The organism is Limnohabitans sp. T6-5, assembly GCF_003063315.1.
Taxonomy (GTDB): Bacteria; Pseudomonadota; Gammaproteobacteria; order Burkholderiales; family Burkholderiaceae_C; genus Limnohabitans_A.
This window is the reverse complement of sequence record NZ_NERV01000002.1, coordinates 736,421-759,992: the sequence shown is the minus strand read 5'-3', so window position 1 is coordinate 759,992 and position 23,572 is coordinate 736,421. Positions and strand designations below refer to the sequence as shown.

Below are 23,572 nucleotides of genomic sequence, written 5' to 3'. Positions count from 1 at the left end.
GTGGTGGTTCAACTGCAAGGGGTGCGCAAAGTCTTCAATGTGGGCACCGGCATTGAGACCGAGGTCTTGCACGGCATCGATCTGACGCTTTTGCGAGGTGATTTTTGCGCGGTGATGGGGCCCTCGGGTTCGGGCAAAAGCACCTTGCTGAACATCATGGGTTTGCTGGACCGGCCTACCTCGGGCACCTTGCAGTTGATGGGGGAAGAAACCACCACCCTGGGTGAAGCAGACCTGACCCGTTTGCGTGGGCACAGCATCGGCTTTGTTTTTCAATACCACCATCTGATCACGGCCTTCACGGCGCTGGAGAACGTGATGATGCCCATGCTGGGGGCGGCGGGCTTTCCCAATGCGCAGATGCGTCAGCGTGCCGAAGAGTTGCTGGAGAGTGTGGGCCTGACACCCTGGAAAAACAACCTGGCCAACAACATGAGCGGCGGCCAGCAGCAGCGCGTGGCCCTGGCCCGAGCATTGGCCATGAACCCGGCACTCTTGCTGGCCGACGAGCCCACGGGCAATCTCGACACCAAAAGCGCTGACGCGGTGTTTGACCTGCTGCGGCGCATCAACCAGGAGCAGGGCACCACGGTGCTCTTGGTCACCCACAACCCCGAGATGGCCCGGCGCTGCGACAAGACCATTCAGGTGGTGGATGGCCTGATCCAGGCTTGATCCGGCCCGCGTGGGGACGGATCAACGCAGTCAGGCATTCTGGAAGTCGGCGTAAAGGGTTTGCAACTGCGTTGTGCTGAGGCGGTTGCCGTGCTGGCCGACCACCGCTGCTGCGGCGCGGTTGGCCAAAGCCGCTGACTGGACGGGGCTGTGGCCATGGGTGATGCCGAACAGGAAGGCCCCGGCAAACATGTCGCCAGCGCCGTTGGTGTCCACGGCCCGGGTCGGTACGGCGGGCACATCGCTGCGTTCTTTGCCCTGAATGACGATGCTGCCCTGCGGGCCTCGTGTCAGGCAAACAGTGCTGGCCAACTGGGACAACTGTTCGATGATGGCGTCCAGATCGGTGGTGCCGCACCAGGTTTGCGCTTCTTCTTCGTTGGCAAACAGATAGTCCAGGCCTTCACCAATCATGGCTTGCAGGCCAGGACGGCAGAAGTTGATCATGCTCACGTCGCTGAGCGTCAAGGCGGTGGCCACTTTGTGCTCGAGCGCGATCTGGCGGCCTTGCACAGCGGCCTCCAGCCCCGTGGGCGATGCTGCCAGGTAGCCTTCCATGTAATAAATCCGAGATTTGGCAATGTCCTGGGGGTGCAGGGCGCTGGCATCGAGTTGCGATGTGGCGCCCAGAAAGGTGCACATGCTGCGCTCTGCATCGGGGGTGACCAGCACCATGCAGCTGCCGGTTTGACCGGGCTGAGCTTGGGTGTGTGTCAGGTTGGTGGCCACGCCGTTGTCTTGCAGGTCCTGGCTGTAAAAAGCCCCCAGTTCGTCATCGGCCACGCGGCAAGAATAAAACGCCTTGCCCCCCAGTTGAGCCAAAGCCACCACGGTGTTGCCCGCCGACCCTCCGCCCGTGCGGCGGGCGTGCAAGCCATGCACATGTGTCAGCAACTCGGCCCGCTGGGGGGTATCGATCAGCGTCATGTGGCGCTTGCTGACCCCCATGGTGTGCAGCAACTCGTCAGAGACTTCGTATTCGGTATCGACCAGGGCATTGCCGATGGCGTAGAGGTGGTGGTGGGACATGGCCTGTGCGGGAATCAAAAGCAGCGAGTTTACCGGTGCGTCCTGGTCGGGGCCGATTCGCCGTCGATGTTTACATTGCGCCTGGCAGGTCGGCATACGAAGAGTCCGACGTTTGGCGTGGCAGACAAGGCTTGCATGGGCATTGCACGTCGCTGCAAAGATGTCGGGGTCTTTGACCACCGACCTACAAGACGACTTGTCGTGCCTTCATGGGCGGCAGGCTTTGATGTGGCTCACATCAAAGCCTGCTCAGCCATGGACAGGGCTTGGCCCTGGCCCACGATGATGTGGTCGAGCACACGCACATCGACCAGGGCCAGCGAGGCTTTGAGCGATTGGGTCAACGCTTCGTCGGCCCGGCTGGGCTGCACCGACCCGCTGGGGTGGTTGTGTGAGAGGACGACGGCGGCGGCCTGGTGGTGCAGGGCGCGCATGACGACTTCGCGGGGGTAGACCGAGGTTTGGCTGAGCGTGCCCCGAAACAGCTCTTCCCAGGCCAGCAGCCGGTTCTGGCTGTCCAAAAATAGCACGGCGAAGACTTCATGGGTCTTATGGGCCAGCTGCAATTGCAGGTATTGCTTGACCGCATCGGGGGTGTGGAAGGCCTGGCGCTCTTGCAGCCGCTGGCTCAGCGCTCTGCGGGCGATTTCAAACACGGCCAGCAACTCGGCTTTTTTGGCAGGGCCCAGTCCTTTGACGGTTTTGAGCGATGCAGGGCTGGCTTGCAGCAAGCCCGCGATGCCGCCCGGGTCAAGCAGCTCCTGGGCCAGCTGAAAGACGTTTTTACCCGCCATGCCCGTGCGCAGCAAAATGGCCAGCAACTCGACATCACTCAGGGCCTGCGGGCCTCGGGCCAGCAATTTTTCACGAGGCCGTGCATCGGCCGGCAAGTCCTTGATGCTCATGTGAAAGCCCCTCCCTGGAGCAGCCTGTTGGCCTGTCTTGCCCCTTGAATGGAGCGGGTTGGCCCGGCTTTTTACAATAGTGGCTTCTTTATGCCTGTTCCGCCGCGTTTGCGGCATTCCAGAAAACCCTTATGTCCACTGTTCAACCCGGTTCCTTTTTGACGCTTCACTACCGCCTGGCCGGCCCTCAAGGGGACATCATCAACACTTTCAACGAGAAACCGGCCACCCTCTCGCTGGGCTCGGGCGAGTTGACGCCCGCCATGGAGCAGCGTTTGCTGGGTCTCGAAGAAGGCACCCGCACCGTGATGGAGCTGCCCGCTGGCGAGGCTTTTGGCGACCACAATCCCGACATGCAGCAATGGGTGGCGCGCAAGCTGCTCAATGAGCTGGGCGATCCGATGGAGAAATACACCGAAGGCGATGTGGTGCAGTTCCCGACCCCCGATGGCCTGGGCGCTTATGCGGGCACCGTCTTGCAGGTGGGCGAAGAGGGCGCGGTGCTGTTTGACTTCAACCACCCTTTAGCGGGTCAGCCGGTGACGTTTGAAGTGCAATTGATTGGAGTGTTGTGATGACGTCTGAAGTGCTGTTGGCCGAGCCCCGGGGCTTTTGTGCAGGGGTGGACCGCGCCATTGACATCGTGGAGCATGCGCTGACCAAGTTTGGTCGCCCGATTTATGTGCGCCATGAAATCGTGCACAACACCTATGTGGTCAATGACCTCAAGGCCAAGGGCGCCATTTTCATTGAGGAATTGTCCGAGGTTCCCCCGGATGCAACCTTGATTTTCAGTGCCCATGGGGTGAGCCTGGCCATTCAGCAAGAGGCCGAGCGGCGTGGTTTTCGGATTTTTGACGCCACCTGTCCCTTGGTCACCAAGGTGCATGTGGAGCTGGCCAAGCTGCACAAAGAGGGTTACGAGTTCATCATGATCGGCCACAAGGGCCACCCCGAGGTCGAGGGCACCATGGGGCAGCTCGACAGTGGCATCCACTTGGTAGAAGACGTGGCCGATGTGGCCACGGTGCAGCCTGCGCAAACCGACAAATTAGCGGTCGTCACCCAGACGACCTTGAGCGTGGACGACGCGGCGGAGATTGTTGCAGCCGTCAAGGCGCGGTTTCCGCAAGTGCGCGAGCCCAAGCAACAAGACATTTGCTACGCCACCCAAAACCGGCAAGACGCCGTGAAGTTGCTCAGTCCGCAAGTCGATGTGGTCATCGTTGTGGGCAGCCCGACCAGCTCCAACAGCAACCGCTTGCGTGAGTTGGCCGATCGCCTGGGCACGCCCGCTTACATGGTGGACAGTGCCGAAGACCTCCAGCCCGCCTGGTTGGAGAAGGTTCAAAAAGTGGGTCTGACCGCCGGTGCTTCGGCCCCGGATGTGCTGGTGCAAGCCGTGATCAACCGCTTGCGTGAATTGGGTGCGGTGTCGGTGCGCACACTTGACGGCATCCAGGAAACCATCAAGTTCCCCTTGCCTAAAGGCTTGAAGCTCGGCTGAAGCGGAACCTCTGACGCGGCGGCTGCATTCACCCGCAGTGGCCCCGCGTTTTGGGGTCACTACAATGCGGGCATGCTTGATATTGTTCTTCTCCGCAAAGATCTGGACGCTGCTGTCGCGCGTCTGCAGACCCGCAAAAACCCCCAGCCCTTCCTGAATGTGGAGGCCTTTCGTGCGCTGGAGGGCGAACGCAAGACCCTGCAAACCCGCACCGAAGAGCTGCAAAGCCAGCGCAACAGCTTGTCCAAGCAAATTGGCATGCTCAAAGGCAAAGGCCAGCACGCCGAGGCCGACGCCGTCATGGCCCAGGTGGGCGCCATCAAGGACGAGCTGGAGGCCTCTGCCCAGCGCTTGGAGGTGATCCAGACCGAATTGCAGACCCTGCTGTTGGCGGTACCCAATTTGCCGCATGAGTCGGTGCCTGTGGGCGAGGGCGAAGAAGGCAACGTCGAAGTGCGCCGCTGGGGCACGGTGCGCGCCTTTGATTTTGAGGTCAAAGACCATGTGGACATCGGCGAAAAGCTGGGTCTGGACTTTGAAACCGGTACCAAATTGTCGGGTTCACGCTTTACCTTCATGCGCGGCCCCATGGCCCAATTGCACCGGGCCTTGGCCCAGTTCATGCTCGACACCCAAACCCGCGAGCATGGCTACACCGAGTGCTACACGCCCTACATCGTCAACGCCGATACGCTGCGCGGCACCGGCCAGCTGCCCAAGTTTGAAGCCGACTTGTTCGCCGCCAACAAAGGCGGCCAGGACGGCAGCGAAGACAACCAGGCGCTGTACCTGATCCCCACCTCTGAAGTGACGCTCACCAACGTCGTGCGCGACGAGGTGCTGGCCGAATCTGAATTGCCCATCAAGCTGACGGCGCACACGCCCTGCTTCCGCTCGGAAGCGGGCAGTGGCGGACGAGACGTGCGTGGTCTGATTCGGCAGCACCAGTTTGACAAAGTCGAGATGGTGCAGATCGTGCACCCCGAGAAAAGCTACGAGGCGCTGGAAGCGATGACCGGTCATGCAGAAGCCATCTTGCAAAAGCTGGGCTTGCCTTACCGCGTCATGAGCCTGTGCACGGGTGACATGGGTTTTGGTGCCAGCAAGACCTACGACCTCGAAGTCTGGGTGCCTGCGCAAAACACCTACCGTGAGATCAGCTCGGTGTCCAACTGCGAGGCCTTCCAGGCACGCCGTCTGCAAGCCCGCTTCAAGAACGCCCAAGGCAAGAACGAGCTGGTGCACACCCTGAATGGCTCCGGGCTGGCTGTGGGGCGCGCTTTGGTGGCCGTTCTGGAGAACTATCAAAACGCGGATGGCTCGGTCACCGTGCCTGAAGTGCTGCGCCCCTACATGGGCGGCTTGGCCTTGCTGAGCGCGTGATGGCTTCTTCATCGACTCCAAATTTTTGGCTGAACCGTTTGGGCTGGCTTGGGTTGGTCGGCTTGTGCGTCAGCGGCTTGATGGGGTGCGCCAACCCTGGCTCCACCACCTTGGCCGCCGGAGATCCCAATGGGCTGGTGCAAAACCCGACTCAATTGTTGGGGACATTGCCTTTGCCCGCAGGCAGCCTGATCCGGGCCGATCAGTCCCTGATCATCGGGGCCGGAGACAACTGGGTGGGTCGGGTTGTGCTTGATGTGGGGCGTGATTTTGATGCGGCTTACCGCTTTTTTCTGGACACCTACCCCGCCCAAGGGTGGACGGTGGTGTCGGCCATTCGCGGCAAAACCAGTTTCATGGTCATGACGCGTCAGGAGCGCACCGCCACCTTTGAAATGCTCGATGGCGGCGTGATGAGCAGCAGTCTGGTGACCTTGACCATGGCCCCGCGCAATGCTGCGGTCGTTGCGCCCAAGAAGCCCTGACGGCTCTGCTAGAATCACGCCTTCGACAAGATACTCAGGAGCGATGGCAGAGTGGTCGAATGCGCCGGACTCGAAATCCGGTATACGGTTATACCGTATCGAGGGTTCGAATCCCTCTTGCTCCGCCAAACTGAAAAACCCAAGTCAATTCATGACTTGGGTTTTTTTTATGGTGCGCCCGGCACGGGCGCACTCTTGGAGGTGCAAGTCCTCCCGTAAGTTGATCACAGCGAACGAAGCGAAGCGCAACTGCATGAGGGTGACCGAGTGTGGGAAGGAAGCGTGGAGCGAAACTGCGAGCCGATGAACAAGAACTGCATAGAAGGCGCTGCCAAGCAGGGCGAGCGGGCCATTTACCGCGAAGCTCTCGTGATCAAGGCGAAGTGGCGTAGATGCAGCGGTTGTGCAGCGAAGGAGTGCGTTCTTACCCGGGGAGATCTCGCCTTGTTTCTGAAAGGAAGACGGCACTGCCGGAGCGAGAAGTCAGCAGAGGTCGTAGTAGTTGGAGCCGGGGCCGCTGAGGCCACAAGGCAAGAGCGAAGGACCGAACGAGAGTGAGTGAGCGAGGACAAGAGGATGTCAAAGGCCATGCGTCAGATGCCGGGGCAACCCGGGCGGGCAAGCGTAGCGCGGGGTGAAGCCCTGTGTGATCTTGCCAGCGACGAAACCTGCGGCCCGCCTCCTGAGCACCCGCGCACAGGGTTGGCAAAGCAGTTGGCAGGCACTGGTGGCCTGCTGGAGGCGGCGCTGACGAGACGGAACCTGCAAACTGCGTGGCAGCGGGTCAAGGCCAACAAGGGTGCGGCTGGGGTGGACGGGCTCGATATCGAGCAGACCGCCCGCTTGCTGCAAACGAGCTGGCCAAACATCCGCCAAGCGCTGCTGGCAGGAAGCTACCGGCCCAGTCCGGTACGCAAGGTATTGATTCCCAAACCGGACGGCAGCCAACGAGAGCTGGGAATTCCGACGGTCATAGATCGATTGATCCAGCAAGCCCTTTTGCAAGTGCTGCAACCACTGATCGACCCCACCTTCAGCGAACACAGCCACGGGTTTCGACCGGGCAGGCGTGCACACGATGCGGTCAAGGCTGCACGGGCATACGTCCAATCGGGCAAACGCGTGGTGGTGGACGTGGACTTGGCCAAGTTCTTTGACCGGGTCAATCACGACATCCTGATCGACAGGCTCAAGAGGCGCATCGATGACGCTGGCGTGATCCGGCTGATTCGGGCGTACCTGAACGCCGGGATCATGGACGGCGGGGTGGTGGTCGATCGCCATCTGGGCACGCCGCAAGGCGGGCCACTCAGTCCACTGTTGGCCAACGTGTTGCTCGACGATGTGGACAAGGCGTTAGAGGCGCGCAGCTGCTGCTTCGCGCGCTACGCTGACGACTGCAACGTCTACGTAGGCAGCAAGAAGGCGGGCGAACGGGTGATGGCGTATCTCAGAAAACTGTACACGGGCTTGAAGCTTCAAATCAACGAAGCCAAGAGCGCGGTGGCCAGCGCCTTCGGGCGCAAGTTCCTGGGGTACGCGCTGTGGGTGGCCAAGGGCCGGGAAGTCAAATGCAAGGTGGCCGAAAAGCCGCTGGACAACTTCAAGGCCCGCATCCGGCAACTCACGCGCCGCTCGGGTGGGCGCAGCATGGCGCAAGTGGTGGAAAAGCTGAGGCCCTACCTGTTGGGCTGGAAGGCGTACTTCGGGATGGCGCAAACGCCGGGGGTCTGGCGAGAGCTGGACGAGTGGTTGCGTCATCGGCTGAGGGCTATACAGCTCAGGCACTGGAAGAGGCCGAAGGCGATCTATAGGGAATTGAAGGCGCTTGGGGCCTCGGAAGATGTGGCGAACCAAGTGGCGGGTAACTGCCATCGGTGGTGGCGCAACAGTGACGGAGCCATCAAGCGCGTGCTGACCATTGCGTACTTTGATGGGCTGGGGGTGCCAAGGCTGTCCTGACCTCAAGCTCACGAACCGCCCGGTGCGGACCCGCATGCCGGGTGGTGTGGCAGGGGTGCCTCCTAAAAAAAATGGAGGCCCCCTATGCCGATGTGGGTGCGATGCCCTGAGGAAGACGCACTGTTCATTGAATCCACTCAGGTCACTTGCATCGGGACGAAAAAAACCGCCCGAAGGCGGTCTCAAATGGGTGATCCAACAACGGGCATCTCAAGATGCCCGTTGTGTCAACTTAGAAGTTGTATTTCACACCCACCTTGATGGTACGACCTGTGATCGAACGAGCCGCGGAGCGTTCGTTGTTGACTTCGGTATAGCCCAAGGTGTTGGTCAAGTTGTTCACGCTCAGTGTCAACGTGGTCGACTTGTTCAGCTCATGTGCAGCGAAGGCATTCACATAGGTGTAAGCCGGCAGGGTGGCTTCAAGGCCTGAAACAGTTTGAGCGTCTTTGGAGCTCGTCGTGCCAATCACTGCAGCACCCACCGTGGTATCGCCAAACTTGTAAGTTGGGCTCAACTGGTAGATGGCTTTGGCTTGGCGGTTAGGCGCTTTGCCAACATAGGCTGCATTGTTGCTGCTTGTGACTTCGGCATCTGTCAGTGTCAAGCCACCATTGATGCGGAAAGCCCCCATGCGGTAGCCAGCTTCCAGTTCAACACCCTTTGCGCTGTATTTGGTGAACGATGTCGTGCCTGAGGTGAGGTCGTAGTTGGACTCATCTGTTTTGGCCAAGAAGAAGGTCACAAAGGTGCTCAGGTTGCCGTTTTTGTTTTTGATACCCGCTTCGTACTGCTTGACTTCGTTCACGGGAACAGTATTGCCAACAAAGCAAGTCAAGCCGCATTTGCTCGTGCTCTCTTGGAAGAGAACGCGGTCGCTGTTGAACGATGCGCCATCGCTGATGCGGGCAAACAAGGCCGTATTCTTGTCGATGTTGTAGTTGGCGCCAAACGAGTAAGCGTTGAAGTTCGACTTGTAGTCGACGCCACGTGCCCCCAGTGCATCGCTATTGGCGTTGTATGTCCCCGTCACAGATTGACGGTCCATGCGGACGCTACCATCCAGAACCCACGCACCCTTTTCCCAGTTCAGCGCGGCATATGGAGAAACCGTGTTGTAGGTTTGGTTGATGTGGCGCTTGTACCAAGATGTATAGCTGCCATAGGTGGAGTTAGCGGCTGGAACCAGCGGCGCATTGAAGCCACCGATTTCCCAGTCAATGTCCAGTTTTTGGCTGGAAGCAAAGACGCCTGCGGTCGTGGTCAGCTTGGCACCATCTTGCAGTGAGTGTTTCTTGCTCAGCTTCAAGTCATTGACGGCCAAGCCCACGTCGTTGAATTTTGCGCCCAAAAAGAGCGCTGTGTAGCTGCTTGCGCCCGATGCTGGCAATGCGTTGTCAGCATAGTTGCCGGGCATGATGCCATTGAAGCCGCCACTGTTGTTCGAGATGCGGAATTTGTCGTTCAAGGTCCAACCATCACCCAAATTCAGGTTGATTTCCGAACCAATGGCAGTGGACTTGGAGCTCAGGCCTTCGTTCATGCTGGCAGCGCCGCCGTGCATGCCGTACTGCGAGATGGTGGGCAGTTTCGATGCGTAGGGGGAGAAGCTGCGTGGGTCCACACCGGGCAATGCCACGATTTGGCCATTGACGGTGTTGACAGGAGACGCCATCAATGTGGGTGTTTTGTCGTCCAGGAATTTCGCATGCAGTTTGACGCTGTTGCCGCCGCCCAGGTCTTTGTTGAAAGACGCCTTGAATTGGCCACCGGATTCCATGTTCACGCCCTGTGTGTCGCGAGGACCTTCGCCGGAGCGAACAAAACCACTCAGGTAAACGGACGAAGTGTCTGATGTGGCTTTGCCGTATCCAAAGTCGACACGGCGCTGGCTGGGGCCGCTGACATTGGTGGTTGCAGAAATCGTGCCGCCTTCCACATCGCCTGTTTTGCTGATGAAGTTGATGATGCCGCCAGGCGCGTTGGTGGCCATGGTTGAGGCAGAGCCGCCGCGAACGACTTCAAGACCATCTGTGCCCAAAGAGGAGCGCAAGAACATGTCGGGGGTCACAAAGTTGAAGTCACCAATTTGGAGGACGGGCAGGCCATCTTCTTGGAATTGGACGTAGCGTGAACCACCTGCAGAAATTGGAACACCGCGAACGGTGACGTTGGCGTTGCCTTCTCCGCCGCTGGACTCAGCGCGGACGCCTGGCACAGAACGCAGCAAATCAGCGGAGCTGCTGGCCACGGTGTTGGTCAGTTGCTCGGAGTCCAGTGTGCTGATGGACAAGCTTTGTTTCATTTTGCTTCCGCCAGTAGCGGAGCCAGTCACCACAACCTCATCGAGTTTGAGCGTGTCGTTGTTGGCTTGAGCATGGGCAATGCTTAACTGAAAAGCTGCCAGTGCAGCGGCGGCAGCCACTTTGGTGGGAGTGGCGAATTGTTGCTTCTTCATAGAAGGGTCTCCAAAACATTGAAACGATTGCAAAACCATGAATGGATTGTTGCAGATGATGATCCATCAGCGTCACTGGACGTGATCGCATATTGGATGTAGCGTATTTTGCAAATCAATGAAAACGATTGCAATAAAAGATTTTTGCACCTGGTCGTTTTGAAGGTGTTTGATGGGCACCTTTTCACTCGAGAAATCATCAAAAACTAGGACTTTCCCTAGTGTGCATCATCAACAACAAGTCAGCTTTGCGATCAAATAACCGATGCCTAGTGTTTTCCCTAGGTGTTGAAATTGAACAAACACAGGTATCATGCAAACGATTGCATTGATCGCAACTCGAAATAAGGAGAAATCAAACAATGGACGATTACGCCAGTCGGCAACGCAAGCCGACCAAGCACCTGATTGGGCTGGGGCTGGTGGTGGTGTTGCACCTTTTGCTCTTTTGGGCCATCAGCTCGGGTTTGGCCCGTGCGTTTGTCAAAAAGATAAAGGGCCCGGTGGAAGCCGTTTTGCTTGAAGACGCAAAACCCGATATCCCACCACCGCCTCCGCCACCACCGCCCAAGAACTTGCCGCCCCCTCCGGCCTATGTGCCGCCAGTGGATGTGCCTGTTTCTCATGCCGCACCTGCAGCCAACGCCATTGCCGCTGTGTCGGCGACACCTCAACCGGTGGCGCCGCCTGCACCGCCTGCGCCAGTCGTGGTCAAAGACCCCGTGCGTACAGCTGCAGTGGTCAACTCGACCAATTGCGAAAAACCCGAGTACCCCAGCGCTTCGCGTCGTCTGGAGGAGGAGGGCACCGTCAGTCTGCGCTTCCTGGTGGGCACAGATGGCAAGGTGATCCAAGCAGAAGTCGAGAAGTCTTCGGGCTACAAGCGCCTTGACGAAGCGGCCCGTGCCGGTTTGTCGCGCTGCGCCTTCAAGCCCGCCACCGTGGATGGCAAGCCTGAACAAGGCTGGGCCACCATGAAGTACACCTGGCGCCTGGAATGATCAGCTCGCTCAGATTCACAGTCACAGTTCACCGTTTTTAAAGAACCCAGAGGAGAACCTCATCATGTTTAAACCATTCAAAACCCTCATCGTCTGCGCTGGCCTGTTGGCCGGCCTCTTGTCTGCTGGCAACGTGTTGGCGGCCAAGCCCAAGGAGTCTGCCCCCGCAGCAGCCGCGCCTGCCCCCGCAGCAGCACCCGCTGAAGCCGCATCCGCACCAGTGGCAGCGCCTGCCCCAGCGGCCAGCGCCGTTGTGGAAGAAAACCCCTACGGCCTGTCTGCCCTGTGGAACCAAGGCGATGCCGTGGCCAAAGGCACGCTGCTGATCTTGGTGCTCATGAGCATGGGCTCTTGGTACGTGATCTTCACCAAGTTCGCTGAGCAAGCCAAACTGAACAAGCAAGCCAAGGCCGCGCAAGAGTCCTTCTGGTCTGCCAGCACCGTGGTCCAAGGCAAAGACACCTTGGAAGAAGGCTCGGCTTTCCGCTTCATCGCAGAAAAAGGCCTGGAAGGCGCTTCCAAACACACCGGCTTGTTGGGTGCGGTTGACTTCAACGAGTGGGTCACCATGAGCATCCAGCGTGCCATTGGCAACGTGCAAAGCCGCATGCAAGACGGCCTGGCTGTGCTGGCCACTGTGGGCTCTACCGCGCCATTCGTGGGTCTGTTCGGTACCGTGTGGGGCATCTACCACGCGCTGGTCAAGATCGGCATGTCCGGCCAAGCCTCGATCGACAAGGTCGCTGGCCCCGTGGGTGAAGCCCTGATCATGACCGCCATCGGTCTGGCTGTGGCTGTGCCTGCTGTGCTGGGCTACAACTTCCTGGTGCGTCGCAACAAGGCCGTGATGGAACAAGTCAACGCCTTCGGCTCTGACCTGCACGCTGTGCTGCTCGGCTCGGCCAAGAAATAAATCCTGTTCGCACAAGTTTCGAACAAGAGGAGCCCACATGGCCATGAACGTAGGCGAAGCCGATGACGAGATCATCGGCACCATCAACACCACGCCCCTGGTGGACGTGATGCTGGTGCTCTTGATCATCTTTTTGATCACGATCCCCGTGGTGACCACCTCCATCAAGGTGGACTTGCCCAAAGAAAAGAACGTGGTGCGCGAGACCAAGCCCGAAAACGTGATCATCTCGGTGGACAAGGCAGGCGGTATTTACCTGTACGACACCAAAGTGAAGAACAGCACGGACTTGCTCGAGCGCATGAAGAAATTCTCAGCCATGAAGCCTCAACCCGAGGTGCAGATCCGGGGTGACGGCCAAAGTGATTTCGAATCCGTGGGCCGCGTGATGTACGCGGTGCAGCGCGCCGGCATCACCAAAGTCGGCTTCATCACCGAGCCCAGCAACTGAAGGAGCAGAGCATGGGAATGAACGTAGGAACGAGTTCGAGTGACGAGCCGGAAGTCATGATCGACATGAACACCACGCCACTGATTGACGTGATGCTGGTGCTCTTGATCATGCTGATCATCACGATCCCGGCGCAGCTGCACTCGGTGAACTTGGACATGCCGCTGCCCACCAACGCGGCCAAGAAGGCCGATCCGGTGGTGATCAAGATCGATGTGGACGCGGGCAGCGTGATCAACTGGAACGGCAAGCCTGTGGGCAGCCGCACTGAGCTGGAAGCCAAACTGACAGAAGCTGCGGCGCAGCAGCCCCAGCCAGAGCTGCACATCCGCTCGCACGCGAAGGCGAAATACGAAGCGGCTGCGGCCGTGATGGCCAGTGCCCAGCGCATTGGCCTGACCAAACTGGGGATCGTGGGCTCTGAGCAGTTTGTGAACTGAGCCCGATCCCGACGAGTTGTTGAGTACGTTTCTACCAAGGAAACCTTGTGCCCCCTCCCTCACGGGTGGGGGCGTTTTTTTGAATTAACATCGCTTGAACAGAGAGAAATGTGAATGGCCAAGGCAGAACCTGAAAAGCGCAAGATACAAATGGCGGACATTGCCCGTCTGGCAGGGGTATCCACCGCAACAGTTTCACGTGCCCTCAATGGCAGTGCGTTGATCAACGAAGAAACGCGTTTGCGCATCATTGAGTTGGCGCGCTCTCTGAACTACACCATCAATCTGGGCGCTCAAAATCTTCGCAAGGGCGACAACACCACCATCGGCGTGGTGATTCCTTATTACCCGGCCAACCGCCAAAGCATTTCTGATCCTTTTTTCCTGGGCATGCTCGGTAGCCTGGCCGATGCCCTGACGGATCGCCAGTACGACATGCTGCTCTCGCGTGTCGATGCGGACCACCTGGAGCGGATTTCCGCCCTTTACGACTCGGGCCGTGTGGGCGGCATCATCGTGATCGGTCAGTGGGGTCATCACGACCAGCTCAACGAATTGGCGCGTCAGCGCTTGCCCTTTGTCGCTTGGGGGGCGCAGTTGCCCAATCAGTTGTATTGCAGCGTCGGTGGCGACAATGCCAGCGGCGGTCAACTGGCCACCGAACACTTGCTGGGTTTGGGCCGCAAGCGCATCGCCTTCATGGGCGAGAAGTCCTTGCCCGAACCTGAAAAACGTTATTCGGGCTACCAGAAGGCCTTGCGCAAGGCCGGATTGAAAACAGATCCTGCGCTGTACATACCATCGTCTTTTGCGCCACTGGGCGCGCAAGACGCCTTGCGTGTGCACTTGGACCGCCATGGTTTGAATTTCGACGCCATCGTGGCTGCCAGTGACCTGATTGCCATCAGCGCCTTGGGGGTGCTGCGTGAGCGGGGTTACAGCATTCCTGAAGATGTCAGCGTGGTGGGCTACGACGATGTGGAGCCTGCGGCCCACAGCTTCCCACCGCTCACCACAGTGCGCCAGCCTTTGGACTTGGCAGGTGCCCATCTGGTGGATTGCCTGCTGCGCATCATGGCCGGTGAAAAGCCGGAATCTGATTTGCTGCCCACGACCTTGGTCGTGCGTGAATCAACCAAGGCGGTTTGACCAGATATGAAAGCGTAGTGCACCTCGTGCCGGCGTGCTTTCTTAGCACGCGGCTGCAAAGAGTTGTCCGCAACTGGCTGCAGGGTGTGGTCCATCGTGGGATTCTCACAGCGGTGAATTGAGCGCTATCGATCTCGGCCACCACCATCAAGTGCTGGGTGTATTGCATCAGATGGCCTGGCAGCTGGCCATCACGCACGGAATGCGGGATCTATCGGTCTCGCCAGCTTGGACCCGGGGTTTTCGCTCGGGGTACTTGCCTTGGGGCTTTTAAAACGCCAAGACCTCAGCTCTTGTGGGGGGCTGGCAGCCTTGCCGGGTGCAGTTGATCGCCGCAGCTTTCATGGACAGTTCCAAGGTTGTAGCCACGCGCTGAGCAGCGCCGTCGGTTTGCAAGGCCCAGTCGGCCAAGGTGTTGCCCCAGAAGGTGTCGCCTGCGCCCACGGTATCAGCCACGGTGATGCTGGGCACGGGCAGGCTGTGGTGCTGGCCGTCGATGTCCAGATACGCCCCATCACTCCCAAAGGTAAGGGCGATGCGGCTCAAAGCGCCGGGTATGGCGCTTGAGCGCAGTTCAGCGACCAGGCGCGCCGACTCGGCCAGCTTGACGCCCTCAAATCCCAGTGTTTCCAAATCTTCATCGCTGGCCTTGACCCAGTCGGCCAGCACCATGACTGAGCGCACGGCCGCCACGTAATCGGCCAAATGGCCAGCCAGTTTGGGGCGCAGGTTGATGTCCACGCTCACCGTCCAGCCCAGGGCTTTGGCACCTTGCACGATGGCCAGCACTTTCTCGTGCTCGGGCGGCACCAAGGCCAGCGAGCCGGTGTGCAGGATGCCGGGCGATGCTGCTTTCAGAGCGGCCAGAACGCTCTCCACGCTGTAGTCCCGGTCGGCGATGCCTTCACGGTAAAAGCCGTAGCTGGGTTGGCCGTCCTTGACTTGCACCACGGCCAGCGAAGTGGGCTTTCGCGAGGGTTGAGCCAGCAGTTGCACACCATCGCTCATCAGCTGGGCACGCAGTTGTTGGCCAAAGTTGTCGGTGGACAGCGGGTTCAGGTAAGTGACCGGTGCGCCACGCAAGGCGGCAGCGCGGGCCAGGTTGTAGGGGCTGCCGCCCATGAGGGGGCGCAATTGGCCATCGGGCTGCGCGATGCAGTCCATCAGGGCTTCGCCCAGCACAAAAATCGAAGTCGTCATGGTCTAAAGCAGGGGAGGGGATTCACTTCTTGAGCAGGTGCTTGCGGCGCACCACGTCGATCCATACGGCGACGATCACGACCGCGCCGATGGCCATCATTTGCTTGAATTGCGAGACTTCCATCAGGTTCATGCCGTTGCGGATCATGGTGATCAGCACCGCGCCCAGCAAGCTGCCCCAGATGCTGCCGCGCCCGCCAAAGAGGGATGTACCGCCCAAAATCACGGCCGCGATCGCGTCCAGCTCAAACATCTGCGCCATCTTGCCGCTCGATGAATCCATGCGGGCCATGAGCACGATGGCGCCCAAAGCGCAGCTCAGGCCCGAGACCACGTAAACGCCCAGCTTGTACCAGCGGATGTTGATGCCCACTTGGCGGGCACCCATTTCGTTGGAGCCCATGGCGTACACATAGCGGCCAATTTTGGTGCTCGACAACACGAAGGCCATCACCACAAAGAAGATGCCGGTGATCAGCGTAGGCATGGGGATGCCAAAGACATCGCCATAGCCCACGAAGGGGAAGGGCTCGGGCAAGCCCGCGTTGTCAAAACCGCCGGTCAAATCAAACGCCAGACCGCGCCACAGCGTCAAACCGCCCAGGGTGACGATGAAGGCTGGAATACCGACAAAAGCCACCAGGTAGCCGTTGAACAGGCCTACCGCTGCGCCAATGGCCAGCGCCACCACCATGGCCAGGTAAGGGTCGATGCCGACCTTGATCATCAGGTGACCGGCCACAGCACCGGCCAGCGCTGTCAGGGCGCCCACGGCCAGGTCCACACCACCGGTCAGGATCACAAAAGTTTGTCCACCCGCGAGCAAGGCGATCACCGAGGCCTGCACCAGGATGTTGGACAGGTTGCCGGTGGTCAGGAAGTAGGGCGAGGCGAAGGTGAGCAGCACGCCCAGCACAATGACCGCTACAAAGGCGCCGTACCACTCTTGGCGGGTGATGGATTTCATGAGTTTTCTCGATTCATCAATGACCACCCCGTGGTGGTCAGTTGCCTGTAGGCAGGTGTTTTGGGCTCTGCGATCAGGCATCGCTTATGGCAATGACTGTCAGCGTCAATGGCCGTCATTACGAGCGCAGCGTGGCAATCCAGTGAGTGGATCGCCACGTCACTGCGTTCCTCGCGATGACGGTGGGTGGTCAGCAAACGTTCACTTGGCCTTGACTTTCATGAACTGGCCCACGCCGGAGTCGGCGGCAAACTTGTCCACGTTGGCGGGCAGCACCAGGAAGGAGCCGGTGTCGATGCGGGCTTCCACCTTCTTGCCTTGGGCCGCGGCCACAGCGGTTTCCACACCCACTTGGCCGATCTTGGCCAGCATTTGGGCGGCGTTGGCTTGTTGCCAGCCTTGTTTCATCATGTCCAGGCCACCGGGGGAGCCGTCAAAGCCCGCGATTTTCACGTCGCCAGGCTTCTTGCCAGCCGCCATCAGCGCAGCCTTGGCACCCAAAGCGCCGCCGTCCCAGGCACAGGCGATCACCTTGGCATTGGGGTTGGCACGCAGGGCGGCTTCCACGCCGTTTTGGGCCATGGTCTGGTCCCAGGTGGTGGCCACTTCAACGATCTTGATGTTCTTGCGGCCCGCGTTCAGCGCGTCCACAAAGCCCTTTTTGCGTTCCTGGCCGGTGGACTGGCCTTGGTCGCCCGTCACGTAGATCACGGTATCGCCGTCCTTGATTTGCTCGGCCGCCCACTTGCCCTGCACATTGGCGGCCTTGATGTTGTCGGTGGCCACATAGGAGGTGATGGCGGCACCGCTGATGCCGGTGTCCACAGCCACCACAGCGATACCGGCTTTCAAGGCCTTGTTGATGGCCGGGGCGATGCCCGCTGAGTCCACGGGGGCGATGGCAATCGCATTGACCTTGCGCGTGATCATGTCTTCCACGATGGCCAGCTGCTTGGACAACTCGCCTTTTTCAGCGGCCAACTCGATGTACTTGACGCCCTTGGCCTGACCGGCCTTTTTGGCGCCGCCGTTGATCAGGGTCCAGCCTTCATTGGTGTTGCCGTTGGTGATGTAGGCCACGGTCACGTCTGCGGCCATGGCCGAGGTGAACAGGGTGGCTGCTGCTGCAGCGATGGCCAGGCGGCCGAATGTGCGTTTGGTGATCATGGGTTTCATCTCCGTTGTTGAGGGTGTGGTCGGTCATGGCTCCGCAGTTCTTGACCGCGAACGGATTGGAATCGAAAAAACCGACTAAGTAAACCTAGTAGTTTTACTAATGCAAGAAATCATCAAATCCGCGATGCTTGCAGCCATTCCCCGTGAAAGTGATTGCCCATGTCCACACCCCAAGCTGTTCTTGAAATCCAGAAACTGACCAAACACTACGGCGGCGTCAAAGCCCTGACCGATGCGCAATTTCGCCTGTTGCCCGGCGAGCACGCCGCCATCGTGGGCGACAACGGCGCGGGCAAAAGCACCTTTGTGCGCCTGATCACCGGGGCTGAGCAGCCCAATTCGGGCGACATCTTGTTGGACGGTGGCAAGGTCAACTTTGACTCACCGCTCGATGCGCGCGAGCAGGGCATCGAGACCGTGTACCAAACCCTGGCGCTGGCTGAAGACCTGGATGTGCCGGCCAACATCTTTTTGGGCCGCGAGATCACGCGCCTGAATCTGGGCCCGCTGTCCATCCTGAACCACAAGGCCATGCGCGAAAAGTCGGCCAGCATGCTCGCCACCACGGGCGTGAAGATCCAGGACATGTCCGAAAGCCTGCGTGGCATGTCGGGCGGGCAGCGCCAGTGTGTGGCGATTGCCCGCGCCGCTGGTTTTGCCAAAAAACTCATCATCCTGGACGAGCCCACCGCCGCCTTGGGCGTGCAAGAGACGGCCCGGGTGGAAGAAATCATCAAGGGTTTGAAGAAGCAGGGCATTCCGCTCATCATCATCAGCCACAACCTGCGCCAGGTGTTTGATCTGGTGGACCGCATCTGGGTCTTTCGCCAGGGCCGCATCATCTGCAACCGCCTGACCCGCGAGACCAGCCCCGAAGAAATCGTGGGCCTGATCACTGGGGCCATCGACCCGGCCAGCCTGCGCTCTTCAGAAGTCAACGAGGCCGTCACATGCTGAAAGGCATCGACCTGCTGCTGACGCCCGAGTTGCTGATGCACCTGTGCGCCATGGGCCATGGTGAATGGGTGGCGGTGGTGGACGCGAATTTCACGGCCGACTTTTTGAGCCAGGGCAAGCCGGTGGTGCGCATTCCCGGTCACAGTCTGGAGCGCGTGAGCCGCGCCGTGCTGTCGGTGTTGCCGCTGGCCGTGGACGTGGCGCAACCGGCCGCTTTCATGCGCGTGTGCCACAGCGCTGAGGGTCACCGAACAGCCGCTCAGCAGGCGGTGGTGGATCTGGTGGTGGCCGAAGGTTTCAAGGCCGAACAGGTCGAGCCCGTCGAGCGCTACGCCTTTTACGAGAAAATCAAAGGGGTCAGCCTGATCGTGCAAAGCGGCGAGGGCACAGCCTACGGCAACGCCTTGTTCTGCAAAGGCGTGATCCTGCTTTAACTCTTTGTCACCCACGCCATTCAGGTTTTCAATGAACAGCGCCACCCCGAATTCAGCCATGCGTGGTTCCAACCACGTCGGCATGCGCCAGTTCAACGAGCGCATCGTGCTGCAGGCCATCCGCCACCACGGGGCCATCCCCAAGGCCGACCTGGCACGCCTGACACAGCTGTCCACCCAGACGGTGGCCATCATCGTGGGGCGTTTGCTTGACGATGGTTTGCTGATCAAACAAGACCGGGTGCGCGGCAAGATCGGCCAACCTTCCGTGCCGCTGTCGCTCAACCCGCAAGGCGCTTTCAGCGTGGGCATTCAGGTGGGGCGGCGCAACCTGGAGCTGCTGGTGGCCGATTTTTGCGGTCAACCCGTGGAGCGCTTGGAGGTGCATTACGACTACCCCGATCCCGACCAGTTGTTTGCCTCCATGGCCGAGGGCCTGCAAACGCTGAAAGAACGCATGGGCGAGTTGTGGCCGCGCACCGTGGGCGTGGGCCTGACGGCCCCCTTGTCGCTGCACAAGTGGGCCGACATCATGGGTGGCCAAGCCGCACAGGCCTTGGCCCGCTGGGAACACATCGATCTGCTAGCCCGGGTGCAAGCCCTGACCGATTTGCCGGTGGTGTTTGCCAAAGACACCACCGCCGCCTGTGTGGCCGAGTTGCTCCAAGGCCATGGCCGCAGCGTGCGCAGTTTTCTTTACGTTTTTGTGGGCACCTTCATCGGGGGTGGTCTGGTGCTGTCGGGCCACATCATGAACGGCGAGCGCGGGAACGCCGGGGCGATTGGGTCCTTACCGGTCGGTCTAGCGTCCAGCGGTTCAGGAATGCCCCCGCAACTGCTGCAAAAAGCCTCGGGCTGGCAGTTGGAGCAAGCTTTGCTGGCCGCAGGGCACAACCCCTTGTTGATCCACCAGAACGGCATCATGAACGCTGACTATGCCGAGTTGACCGCGCCGTGGATCGCGCAGGCCAGCCAGGCACTGGCGATGACGGTGGCGAGTTCTGCCGCATTCCTCGACCTGGACGCGGTGGTGATGGACGGCTCGCTGGGCGCGCCGCTCATGAGCGCCCTGATGGCCGCCACACAAGAAGCGCTGGCTGGCTACCGTTTTGACGGCATGCACCAGCCGCAACTGTTGGCGGGGCAGGTTGGCGCGCATGCCCGAGCGCTGGGGGGCGCGTTGCTGCCGCTGCACAGCCAGTTTTTTCCGGACAAAGACATTTTTTTGAAACAGGACGCCGCATGAAGTTCTACCTCGACTCCGCCGATGCCCGCCAATGGGCCTTGTCTGCGGGTTGCCCGCCGGTGCAAGGCGTGACCACCAACCCCACGCTGGTCATGCAAGCAGGTTTGCCGGTCAGCTTGGCCGGTTATCTGAAGCTGGTGGCGCAAGCCGGTGAGGCGCGTTTGCCCGAGCTGATGCTGCAACTGCCCCGTGCCGATGTGGGCGAAGCCGCGCAATGGCTTGAAGTGCTGCTGCCTGCGGCCGTGCAGGCGCGCGTGCGCCTGACCATCAAGCTGCCTTGCCACCCCGACTGGCAGCCGGTGTTGCGCGAGGTGCAAGCCTGGGGCGTGCCCACGCTGCTCACGGGTTTATCCAACCCCGTGCAACTGCTGTGGGCGCGTGCGCAAGGGGCCAACTACGTCGCGCCTTATGTGGGCCGCCTGCAAGCCGACGGGCGTGATGTTTGGGCATTGATCGAGGCCTGCGTGGCGGTGCAAGCCGATGGCCTGCAACTGCTGGCGGCCAGCATCAAGTCGGCCGATGTGCTGTCGCGCCTGATCGCTGGCGGTGCCCACGCCGTGACCGTGCGCCCTGAGTTTGCGGCCAGTCTGGCCACCGATCCTTTGACGCTTGCGGCCATGGATCAATTTGACCGGGATGTGCAGACGAGCCAGCAGGCTGCTTTGCAACAGCTTACCCCGGTGTGAGATGGCCACCTGCCTCAGGGCAGGCGTGTGATGGCGGTGGCGTAGACCGCGCTTTTGTCGCGTTTGCCAATGGCGATGACGGTCACGTACACCACGTCGTCATCGACCCGATACACCAGTCGGTAGCCTGCCTGGCGCAATTTGATCTTGTAGCAGTCGGGCATTTGCGACAAAGCGGCGGATGGAACCCGGGGTTCTTGCAGTCTTTCCAGCAGTTTTTTCTTCAATGGGCTTTTGATGCTGCCGTCGAGCTTTTGCCATTCGGCCCATGCCAGTTCGTGAAAACGCAGCTTATAAGGCATCTGGGCTGATGTCGATGAAGGGGCCGTTGGCGCGTTCTTGAACGAGTTTGGCGTCTTCCAGGTCTTCCAGCTGGTTGAGCAGGCGCTCAAAATAAGCCGCTGGCACCAAGTAGGCTTCGGGGCGGTTGTGGTTGAGCACGGCTACCGGTTCGTCGTCGGCTTGCGCCAGGATGCTGGCGTAGTTGCGCTTGAGCTCTGTGACGCTGATGCTGTTTTTGCTGAGGATGGTGTCCATGGGGCCGCCTTTGAATTTAAAAGACATTTTATATGATGTCTTTTAAGATGTCAAATTTGGCGTCTATTGGGTGCTCAAATGGACCGATTGCGCGCCAAGGGCGGGTTGCGTGAAAAGTAATTCAGGATGCCCCGCATCAAGGCATCCGTGAGTTGCTGCTGGTAGGCGTCGCTGCGCAGTTTTTCTTCTTCATCCGGGTTGCTGATGAACGCGGTTTCCACCAGCACGCTGGGGATGTCGGGCGCTTTGAGTACGGCAAAACCGGCTTGCTCGACCCGAGGCTTGTGCAGGCGCCCCACCCCGCCGATTTCGCGCAATAAGTTGCTGCCCAGTTGCAGGCTGTCCTTGATTTGCGCTGCTGTGCTCATGTCGAGCATGGCGCGTTGTACCTGTGCATCCTGGCTGCCCAGGTTGATGCCCCCGATCAAGTCGGCCTTGTTTTCCTGCTGGGCCATCCAGCGGGCAGCGCTGCTGGAGGCCGCGCCTTGGCTGAGCGCGAACACGCTGGCGCCGCTGGCTTGGGGGGTGAAAAAAGCATCGGCATGGAGGCTGACAAACAGGTCGGCCTGCACGCGCCGGGCCTTTTGCACCCGCACATGCAGGGGCACAAAAAAGTCGGCGTCACGCGTCAGGAAGGCCCGCATGGGGCTGCCGCCCACGCTGCTGGCATTGATGCGCTCGCGCAGCAGCTTGGCGATCTTGAGCACGACGTCTTTTTCGCGTGTGCCCCCCGGGCCTACAGCGCCGGGGTCTTCACCGCCGTGGCCGGGGTCCAGGGCAATCACGATGAGCCGGTCTGTTGCGTTGCTGGCTTTGCTGATGTTTGTGCGCGGTGGATGGTTGGGGCTGTCCATCACGGCACCGGGGGGCTCAAATTCTTGTCTGCGGGTGCTTGGCGCCGGCAATGCGGCCACAGGCGGCAATGCGGCCACAGGCGGCAAGGCGGCAGGCAGGCCTTGCCGTGCAATCAGCTCACCCAGGGGGTCGTTGATGGGTGCGGCTTGTGGGAGTTTGCCTGCCGTGGATGCGGCTGTTTCAGCTTTGGCGGTGACGCGTTCGTGGATGAGTTGTTCGAGCGGATCGACCGCTTGTGAGGGGTACAGATCGAGTACCAGGCGGTGGGCGTAGTTGGCGACAGGCTGCAGGGTGAACACTTGTGGCGCGATGGGGCGCTTCAGGTCAATCACGAGCCGCACCACGCCTGGGCTGAACTGGCCCACACGGATGCCTGCGATGTTGGGGTCCGAGGCTTGCACTTTGCCCACCAGTTCGCGCAATGCGGCATTGAGCTCCATGCCTTCGATGTCCACGGCAAGCCGGGGAGGCGAGTCAATGAAGGTTTGTCGGGTTTTGAGGTCCGTGTCGGATTCGAGGGTGACGCGGCTGTAGTCAGGCGCGGGCCAGATGCGCACGGCCAGCATGCTGGCACCCCGTGCCAAGTGGCTCAGGCCCAGGCTCAGTACCACGAACCCGGCCTTGATGAATTGGCGGCGATCAGCAGGCATGAGGTGCACCTGTCGTTGTGCTCGTCCAGGACTGCAGCCAGTCCTGGCCTTGAGGGGTCTGGGCTTGGATGTCCACGCGGCGCTGGTTCTCATCTATCGCCTCTAGGGCGATCACCCAGTCGGGAGGGGGCAGCTGGCCTGTGACTTTGTCTGGCCATTCCATGAGTTTGAGCCCGGGCCCGGCAAAGATGTCCCGAAACCCGGCGTCTTCCCATTCCTGCGGGTCATTAAAGCGGTAAAAGTCGAAGTGCCAGATGGGCCAGGCGGCGTCCCCTGTGCCCGTTTGGTGCGGTTCGACCACGGCGTAAGTGGGGCTTTTGATGCGACCTTGAACCCCTGCGGCACGCAGCAGGTGGCGCACCAGTGTGGTTTTGCCTGCCCCCAAATTGCCACGCAATTCGATGCGTGCATCACGCCCACCGGGCCAGCTTTGCAAAGCTGCAGCGAGCGCGGTGGCAAAGGCCTGCGTGGCGGCTTCGTTGGGCCACAGCGTTGTCCAGCGGGGG

Annotated in this window: 25 protein-coding genes and 1 tRNA gene; 16 read left to right on the top strand and 10 right to left on the bottom strand. The window is 60.1% G+C overall.

Annotated elements, in window-relative coordinates:
• Window positions 1–675: an ABC transporter ATP-binding protein gene (locus B9Z51_RS09300; protein WP_199227516.1), complete on the top strand. Its 675-nt coding sequence runs from the start codon at window positions 1–3 to the stop codon at window positions 673–675.
• Between the two features lie 30 nt (window positions 676–705).
• Here the strand turns inward: B9Z51_RS09300 and B9Z51_RS09295 are convergent, their stop codons facing one another.
• Window positions 706–1,704: an adenosine kinase gene (locus B9Z51_RS09295; RefSeq protein ID WP_108373908.1), complete on the bottom strand. Its 999-nt coding sequence runs from the start codon at window positions 1,702–1,704 to the stop codon at window positions 706–708.
• 233 nt (window positions 1,705–1,937) lie between these two features.
• Window positions 1,938–2,609 carry a DNA repair protein RadC gene (gene radC, locus B9Z51_RS09290; RefSeq protein WP_108373906.1) on the bottom strand — a complete coding sequence of 224 codons (672 nt, stop codon included), beginning with the start codon at window positions 2,607–2,609 and terminating at the stop codon, window positions 1,938–1,940.
• A 131-nt stretch (window positions 2,610–2,740) separates the two neighbouring features.
• On the opposite strand from radC, the gene B9Z51_RS09285 reads away from it, so the two are divergent.
• From B9Z51_RS09285 to ltrA, 6 genes are all read left to right on the top strand, one after another.
• A complete protein-coding gene (locus B9Z51_RS09285) occupies window positions 2,741–3,184 on the top strand; it encodes a peptidylprolyl isomerase (protein WP_108373904.1) in 444 nt (147 codons plus the stop codon).
• Window positions 3,184–4,116, top strand: a complete 933-nt coding sequence (gene ispH / locus B9Z51_RS09280; RefSeq protein ID WP_108373902.1) for a 4-hydroxy-3-methylbut-2-enyl diphosphate reductase — start codon at window positions 3,184–3,186, stop codon at window positions 4,114–4,116. The genes B9Z51_RS09285 and ispH overlap by 1 nt, the downstream gene beginning before the upstream one ends.
• Before the next feature lie 72 nt (window positions 4,117–4,188).
• The gene (serS, locus tag B9Z51_RS09275; protein ID WP_108373900.1) at window positions 4,189–5,499 is read left to right on the top strand and encodes a serine--tRNA ligase; all 1,311 of its coding nucleotides are present in this window, start codon (window positions 4,189–4,191) and stop codon (window positions 5,497–5,499) included.
• The gene (locus B9Z51_RS09270; RefSeq protein WP_108373898.1) at window positions 5,499–5,984 is read left to right on the top strand and encodes a hypothetical protein; all 486 of its coding nucleotides are present in this window, start codon (window positions 5,499–5,501) and stop codon (window positions 5,982–5,984) included. The genes serS and B9Z51_RS09270 overlap by 1 nt, the downstream gene beginning before the upstream one ends.
• A 37-nt stretch (window positions 5,985–6,021) precedes the next feature.
• Window positions 6,022–6,112 (top strand) — tRNA-Ser (locus B9Z51_RS09265).
• A 448-nt stretch (window positions 6,113–6,560) separates the two neighbouring features.
• Window positions 6,561–7,946 (top strand): group II intron reverse transcriptase/maturase, encoded by a 1,386-nt coding sequence (gene ltrA / locus B9Z51_RS09255; RefSeq protein ID WP_108373896.1) that lies wholly within the window; start codon window positions 6,561–6,563, stop codon window positions 7,944–7,946.
• Between the two features lie 232 nt (window positions 7,947–8,178).
• Here ltrA and B9Z51_RS09250 read toward each other — a convergent pair whose 3' ends face one another.
• Window positions 8,179–10,404, bottom strand: a complete 2,226-nt coding sequence (locus B9Z51_RS09250) for a TonB-dependent siderophore receptor (RefSeq protein ID WP_158272860.1) — start codon at window positions 10,402–10,404, stop codon at window positions 8,179–8,181.
• Window positions 10,405–10,766: 362 nt separating this feature from the next.
• On the opposite strand from B9Z51_RS09250, the gene B9Z51_RS09245 reads away from it, so the two are divergent.
• From B9Z51_RS09245 to B9Z51_RS09225, 5 genes are all read left to right on the top strand, one after another.
• Complete coding sequence (locus B9Z51_RS09245; protein ID WP_108373892.1) at window positions 10,767–11,405, top strand: energy transducer TonB; 639 nt, start codon at window positions 10,767–10,769, stop codon at window positions 11,403–11,405.
• Window positions 11,406–11,469: 64 nt separating this feature from the next.
• Window positions 11,470–12,318 (top strand): MotA/TolQ/ExbB proton channel family protein, encoded by an 849-nt coding sequence (locus tag B9Z51_RS09240; protein WP_108373890.1) that lies wholly within the window; start codon window positions 11,470–11,472, stop codon window positions 12,316–12,318.
• Between the two features lie 37 nt (window positions 12,319–12,355).
• Window positions 12,356–12,769 (top strand): biopolymer transporter ExbD, encoded by a 414-nt coding sequence (locus B9Z51_RS09235; protein WP_108373888.1) that lies wholly within the window; start codon window positions 12,356–12,358, stop codon window positions 12,767–12,769.
• 11 nt (window positions 12,770–12,780) lie between these two features.
• Window positions 12,781–13,209 (top strand): biopolymer transporter ExbD, encoded by a 429-nt coding sequence (locus tag B9Z51_RS09230; RefSeq protein WP_108373886.1) that lies wholly within the window; start codon window positions 12,781–12,783, stop codon window positions 13,207–13,209.
• 114 nt (window positions 13,210–13,323) lie between these two features.
• Entirely contained in the window at window positions 13,324–14,358 is a 1,035-nt protein-coding gene (locus B9Z51_RS09225) for a LacI family DNA-binding transcriptional regulator (RefSeq protein WP_233254891.1), read from the top strand.
• Window positions 14,359–14,628: 270 nt separating this feature from the next.
• Here B9Z51_RS09225 and B9Z51_RS09220 read toward each other — a convergent pair whose 3' ends face one another.
• The 3 genes from B9Z51_RS09220 to B9Z51_RS09210 all read right to left on the bottom strand — a co-directional run bounded on the left by B9Z51_RS09220 (window position 14,629) and on the right by B9Z51_RS09210 (window position 17,692).
• Entirely contained in the window at window positions 14,629–15,558 is a 930-nt protein-coding gene (locus tag B9Z51_RS09220) for a PfkB family carbohydrate kinase (protein WP_108373884.1), read from the bottom strand.
• Between the two features lie 22 nt (window positions 15,559–15,580).
• Complete coding sequence (locus B9Z51_RS09215) at window positions 15,581–16,525, bottom strand: ABC transporter permease (RefSeq protein ID WP_158272859.1); 945 nt, start codon at window positions 16,523–16,525, stop codon at window positions 15,581–15,583.
• Between the two features lie 201 nt (window positions 16,526–16,726).
• On the bottom strand, window positions 16,727–17,692 hold the full coding sequence (locus tag B9Z51_RS09210; protein ID WP_158272858.1) for a sugar ABC transporter substrate-binding protein: 966 nt from the start codon (window positions 17,690–17,692) through the stop codon (window positions 16,727–16,729).
• 168 nt (window positions 17,693–17,860) lie between these two features.
• Here B9Z51_RS09210 and B9Z51_RS09205 point away from each other — a divergent pair, with 168 nt between their 5' ends.
• From B9Z51_RS09205 to B9Z51_RS09190, 4 genes are read left to right on the top strand one after another with little or no spacing between them, the layout of a single operon-like run.
• On the top strand, window positions 17,861–18,658 hold the full coding sequence (locus tag B9Z51_RS09205) for an ATP-binding cassette domain-containing protein (protein ID WP_108373878.1): 798 nt from the start codon (window positions 17,861–17,863) through the stop codon (window positions 18,656–18,658).
• Window positions 18,652–19,092 carry an RbsD/FucU family protein gene (locus B9Z51_RS09200; RefSeq protein WP_108373876.1) on the top strand — a complete coding sequence of 147 codons (441 nt, stop codon included), beginning with the start codon at window positions 18,652–18,654 and terminating at the stop codon, window positions 19,090–19,092. Before B9Z51_RS09205 ends, B9Z51_RS09200 begins: the two co-directional genes overlap by 7 nt.
• 58 nt (window positions 19,093–19,150) lie before the next feature.
• Complete coding sequence (locus B9Z51_RS09195) at window positions 19,151–20,338, top strand: ROK family transcriptional regulator (RefSeq protein ID WP_233254890.1); 1,188 nt, start codon at window positions 19,151–19,153, stop codon at window positions 20,336–20,338.
• The gene (locus B9Z51_RS09190; RefSeq protein WP_108373872.1) at window positions 20,335–21,024 is read left to right on the top strand and encodes a transaldolase family protein; all 690 of its coding nucleotides are present in this window, start codon (window positions 20,335–20,337) and stop codon (window positions 21,022–21,024) included. Before B9Z51_RS09195 ends, B9Z51_RS09190 begins: the two co-directional genes overlap by 4 nt.
• A gap of 14 nt (window positions 21,025–21,038) precedes the next feature.
• Here the strand turns inward: B9Z51_RS09190 and B9Z51_RS09185 are convergent, their stop codons facing one another.
• Genes B9Z51_RS09185 through tsaE form a run of 4 tightly spaced genes read right to left on the bottom strand, consistent with a single transcriptional unit; the run spans window position 21,039 to window position 23,556 of the window.
• Complete coding sequence (locus B9Z51_RS09185; RefSeq protein WP_108373870.1) at window positions 21,039–21,326, bottom strand: type II toxin-antitoxin system RelE/ParE family toxin; 288 nt, start codon at window positions 21,324–21,326, stop codon at window positions 21,039–21,041.
• Complete coding sequence (locus tag B9Z51_RS09180; protein ID WP_233254889.1) at window positions 21,316–21,588, bottom strand: type II toxin-antitoxin system Phd/YefM family antitoxin; 273 nt, start codon at window positions 21,586–21,588, stop codon at window positions 21,316–21,318. Before B9Z51_RS09180 ends, B9Z51_RS09185 begins: the two co-directional genes overlap by 11 nt.
• Before the next feature lie 47 nt (window positions 21,589–21,635).
• Window positions 21,636–23,066 carry an N-acetylmuramoyl-L-alanine amidase gene (locus B9Z51_RS09175; protein WP_108373868.1) on the bottom strand — a complete coding sequence of 477 codons (1,431 nt, stop codon included), beginning with the start codon at window positions 23,064–23,066 and terminating at the stop codon, window positions 21,636–21,638.
• On the bottom strand, window positions 23,056–23,556 hold the full coding sequence (gene tsaE / locus B9Z51_RS09170; RefSeq protein WP_369959057.1) for a tRNA (adenosine(37)-N6)-threonylcarbamoyltransferase complex ATPase subunit type 1 TsaE: 501 nt from the start codon (window positions 23,554–23,556) through the stop codon (window positions 23,056–23,058). The genes B9Z51_RS09175 and tsaE overlap by 11 nt, the downstream gene beginning before the upstream one ends.
• Window positions 23,557–23,572 lie beyond the last annotated feature (16 nt).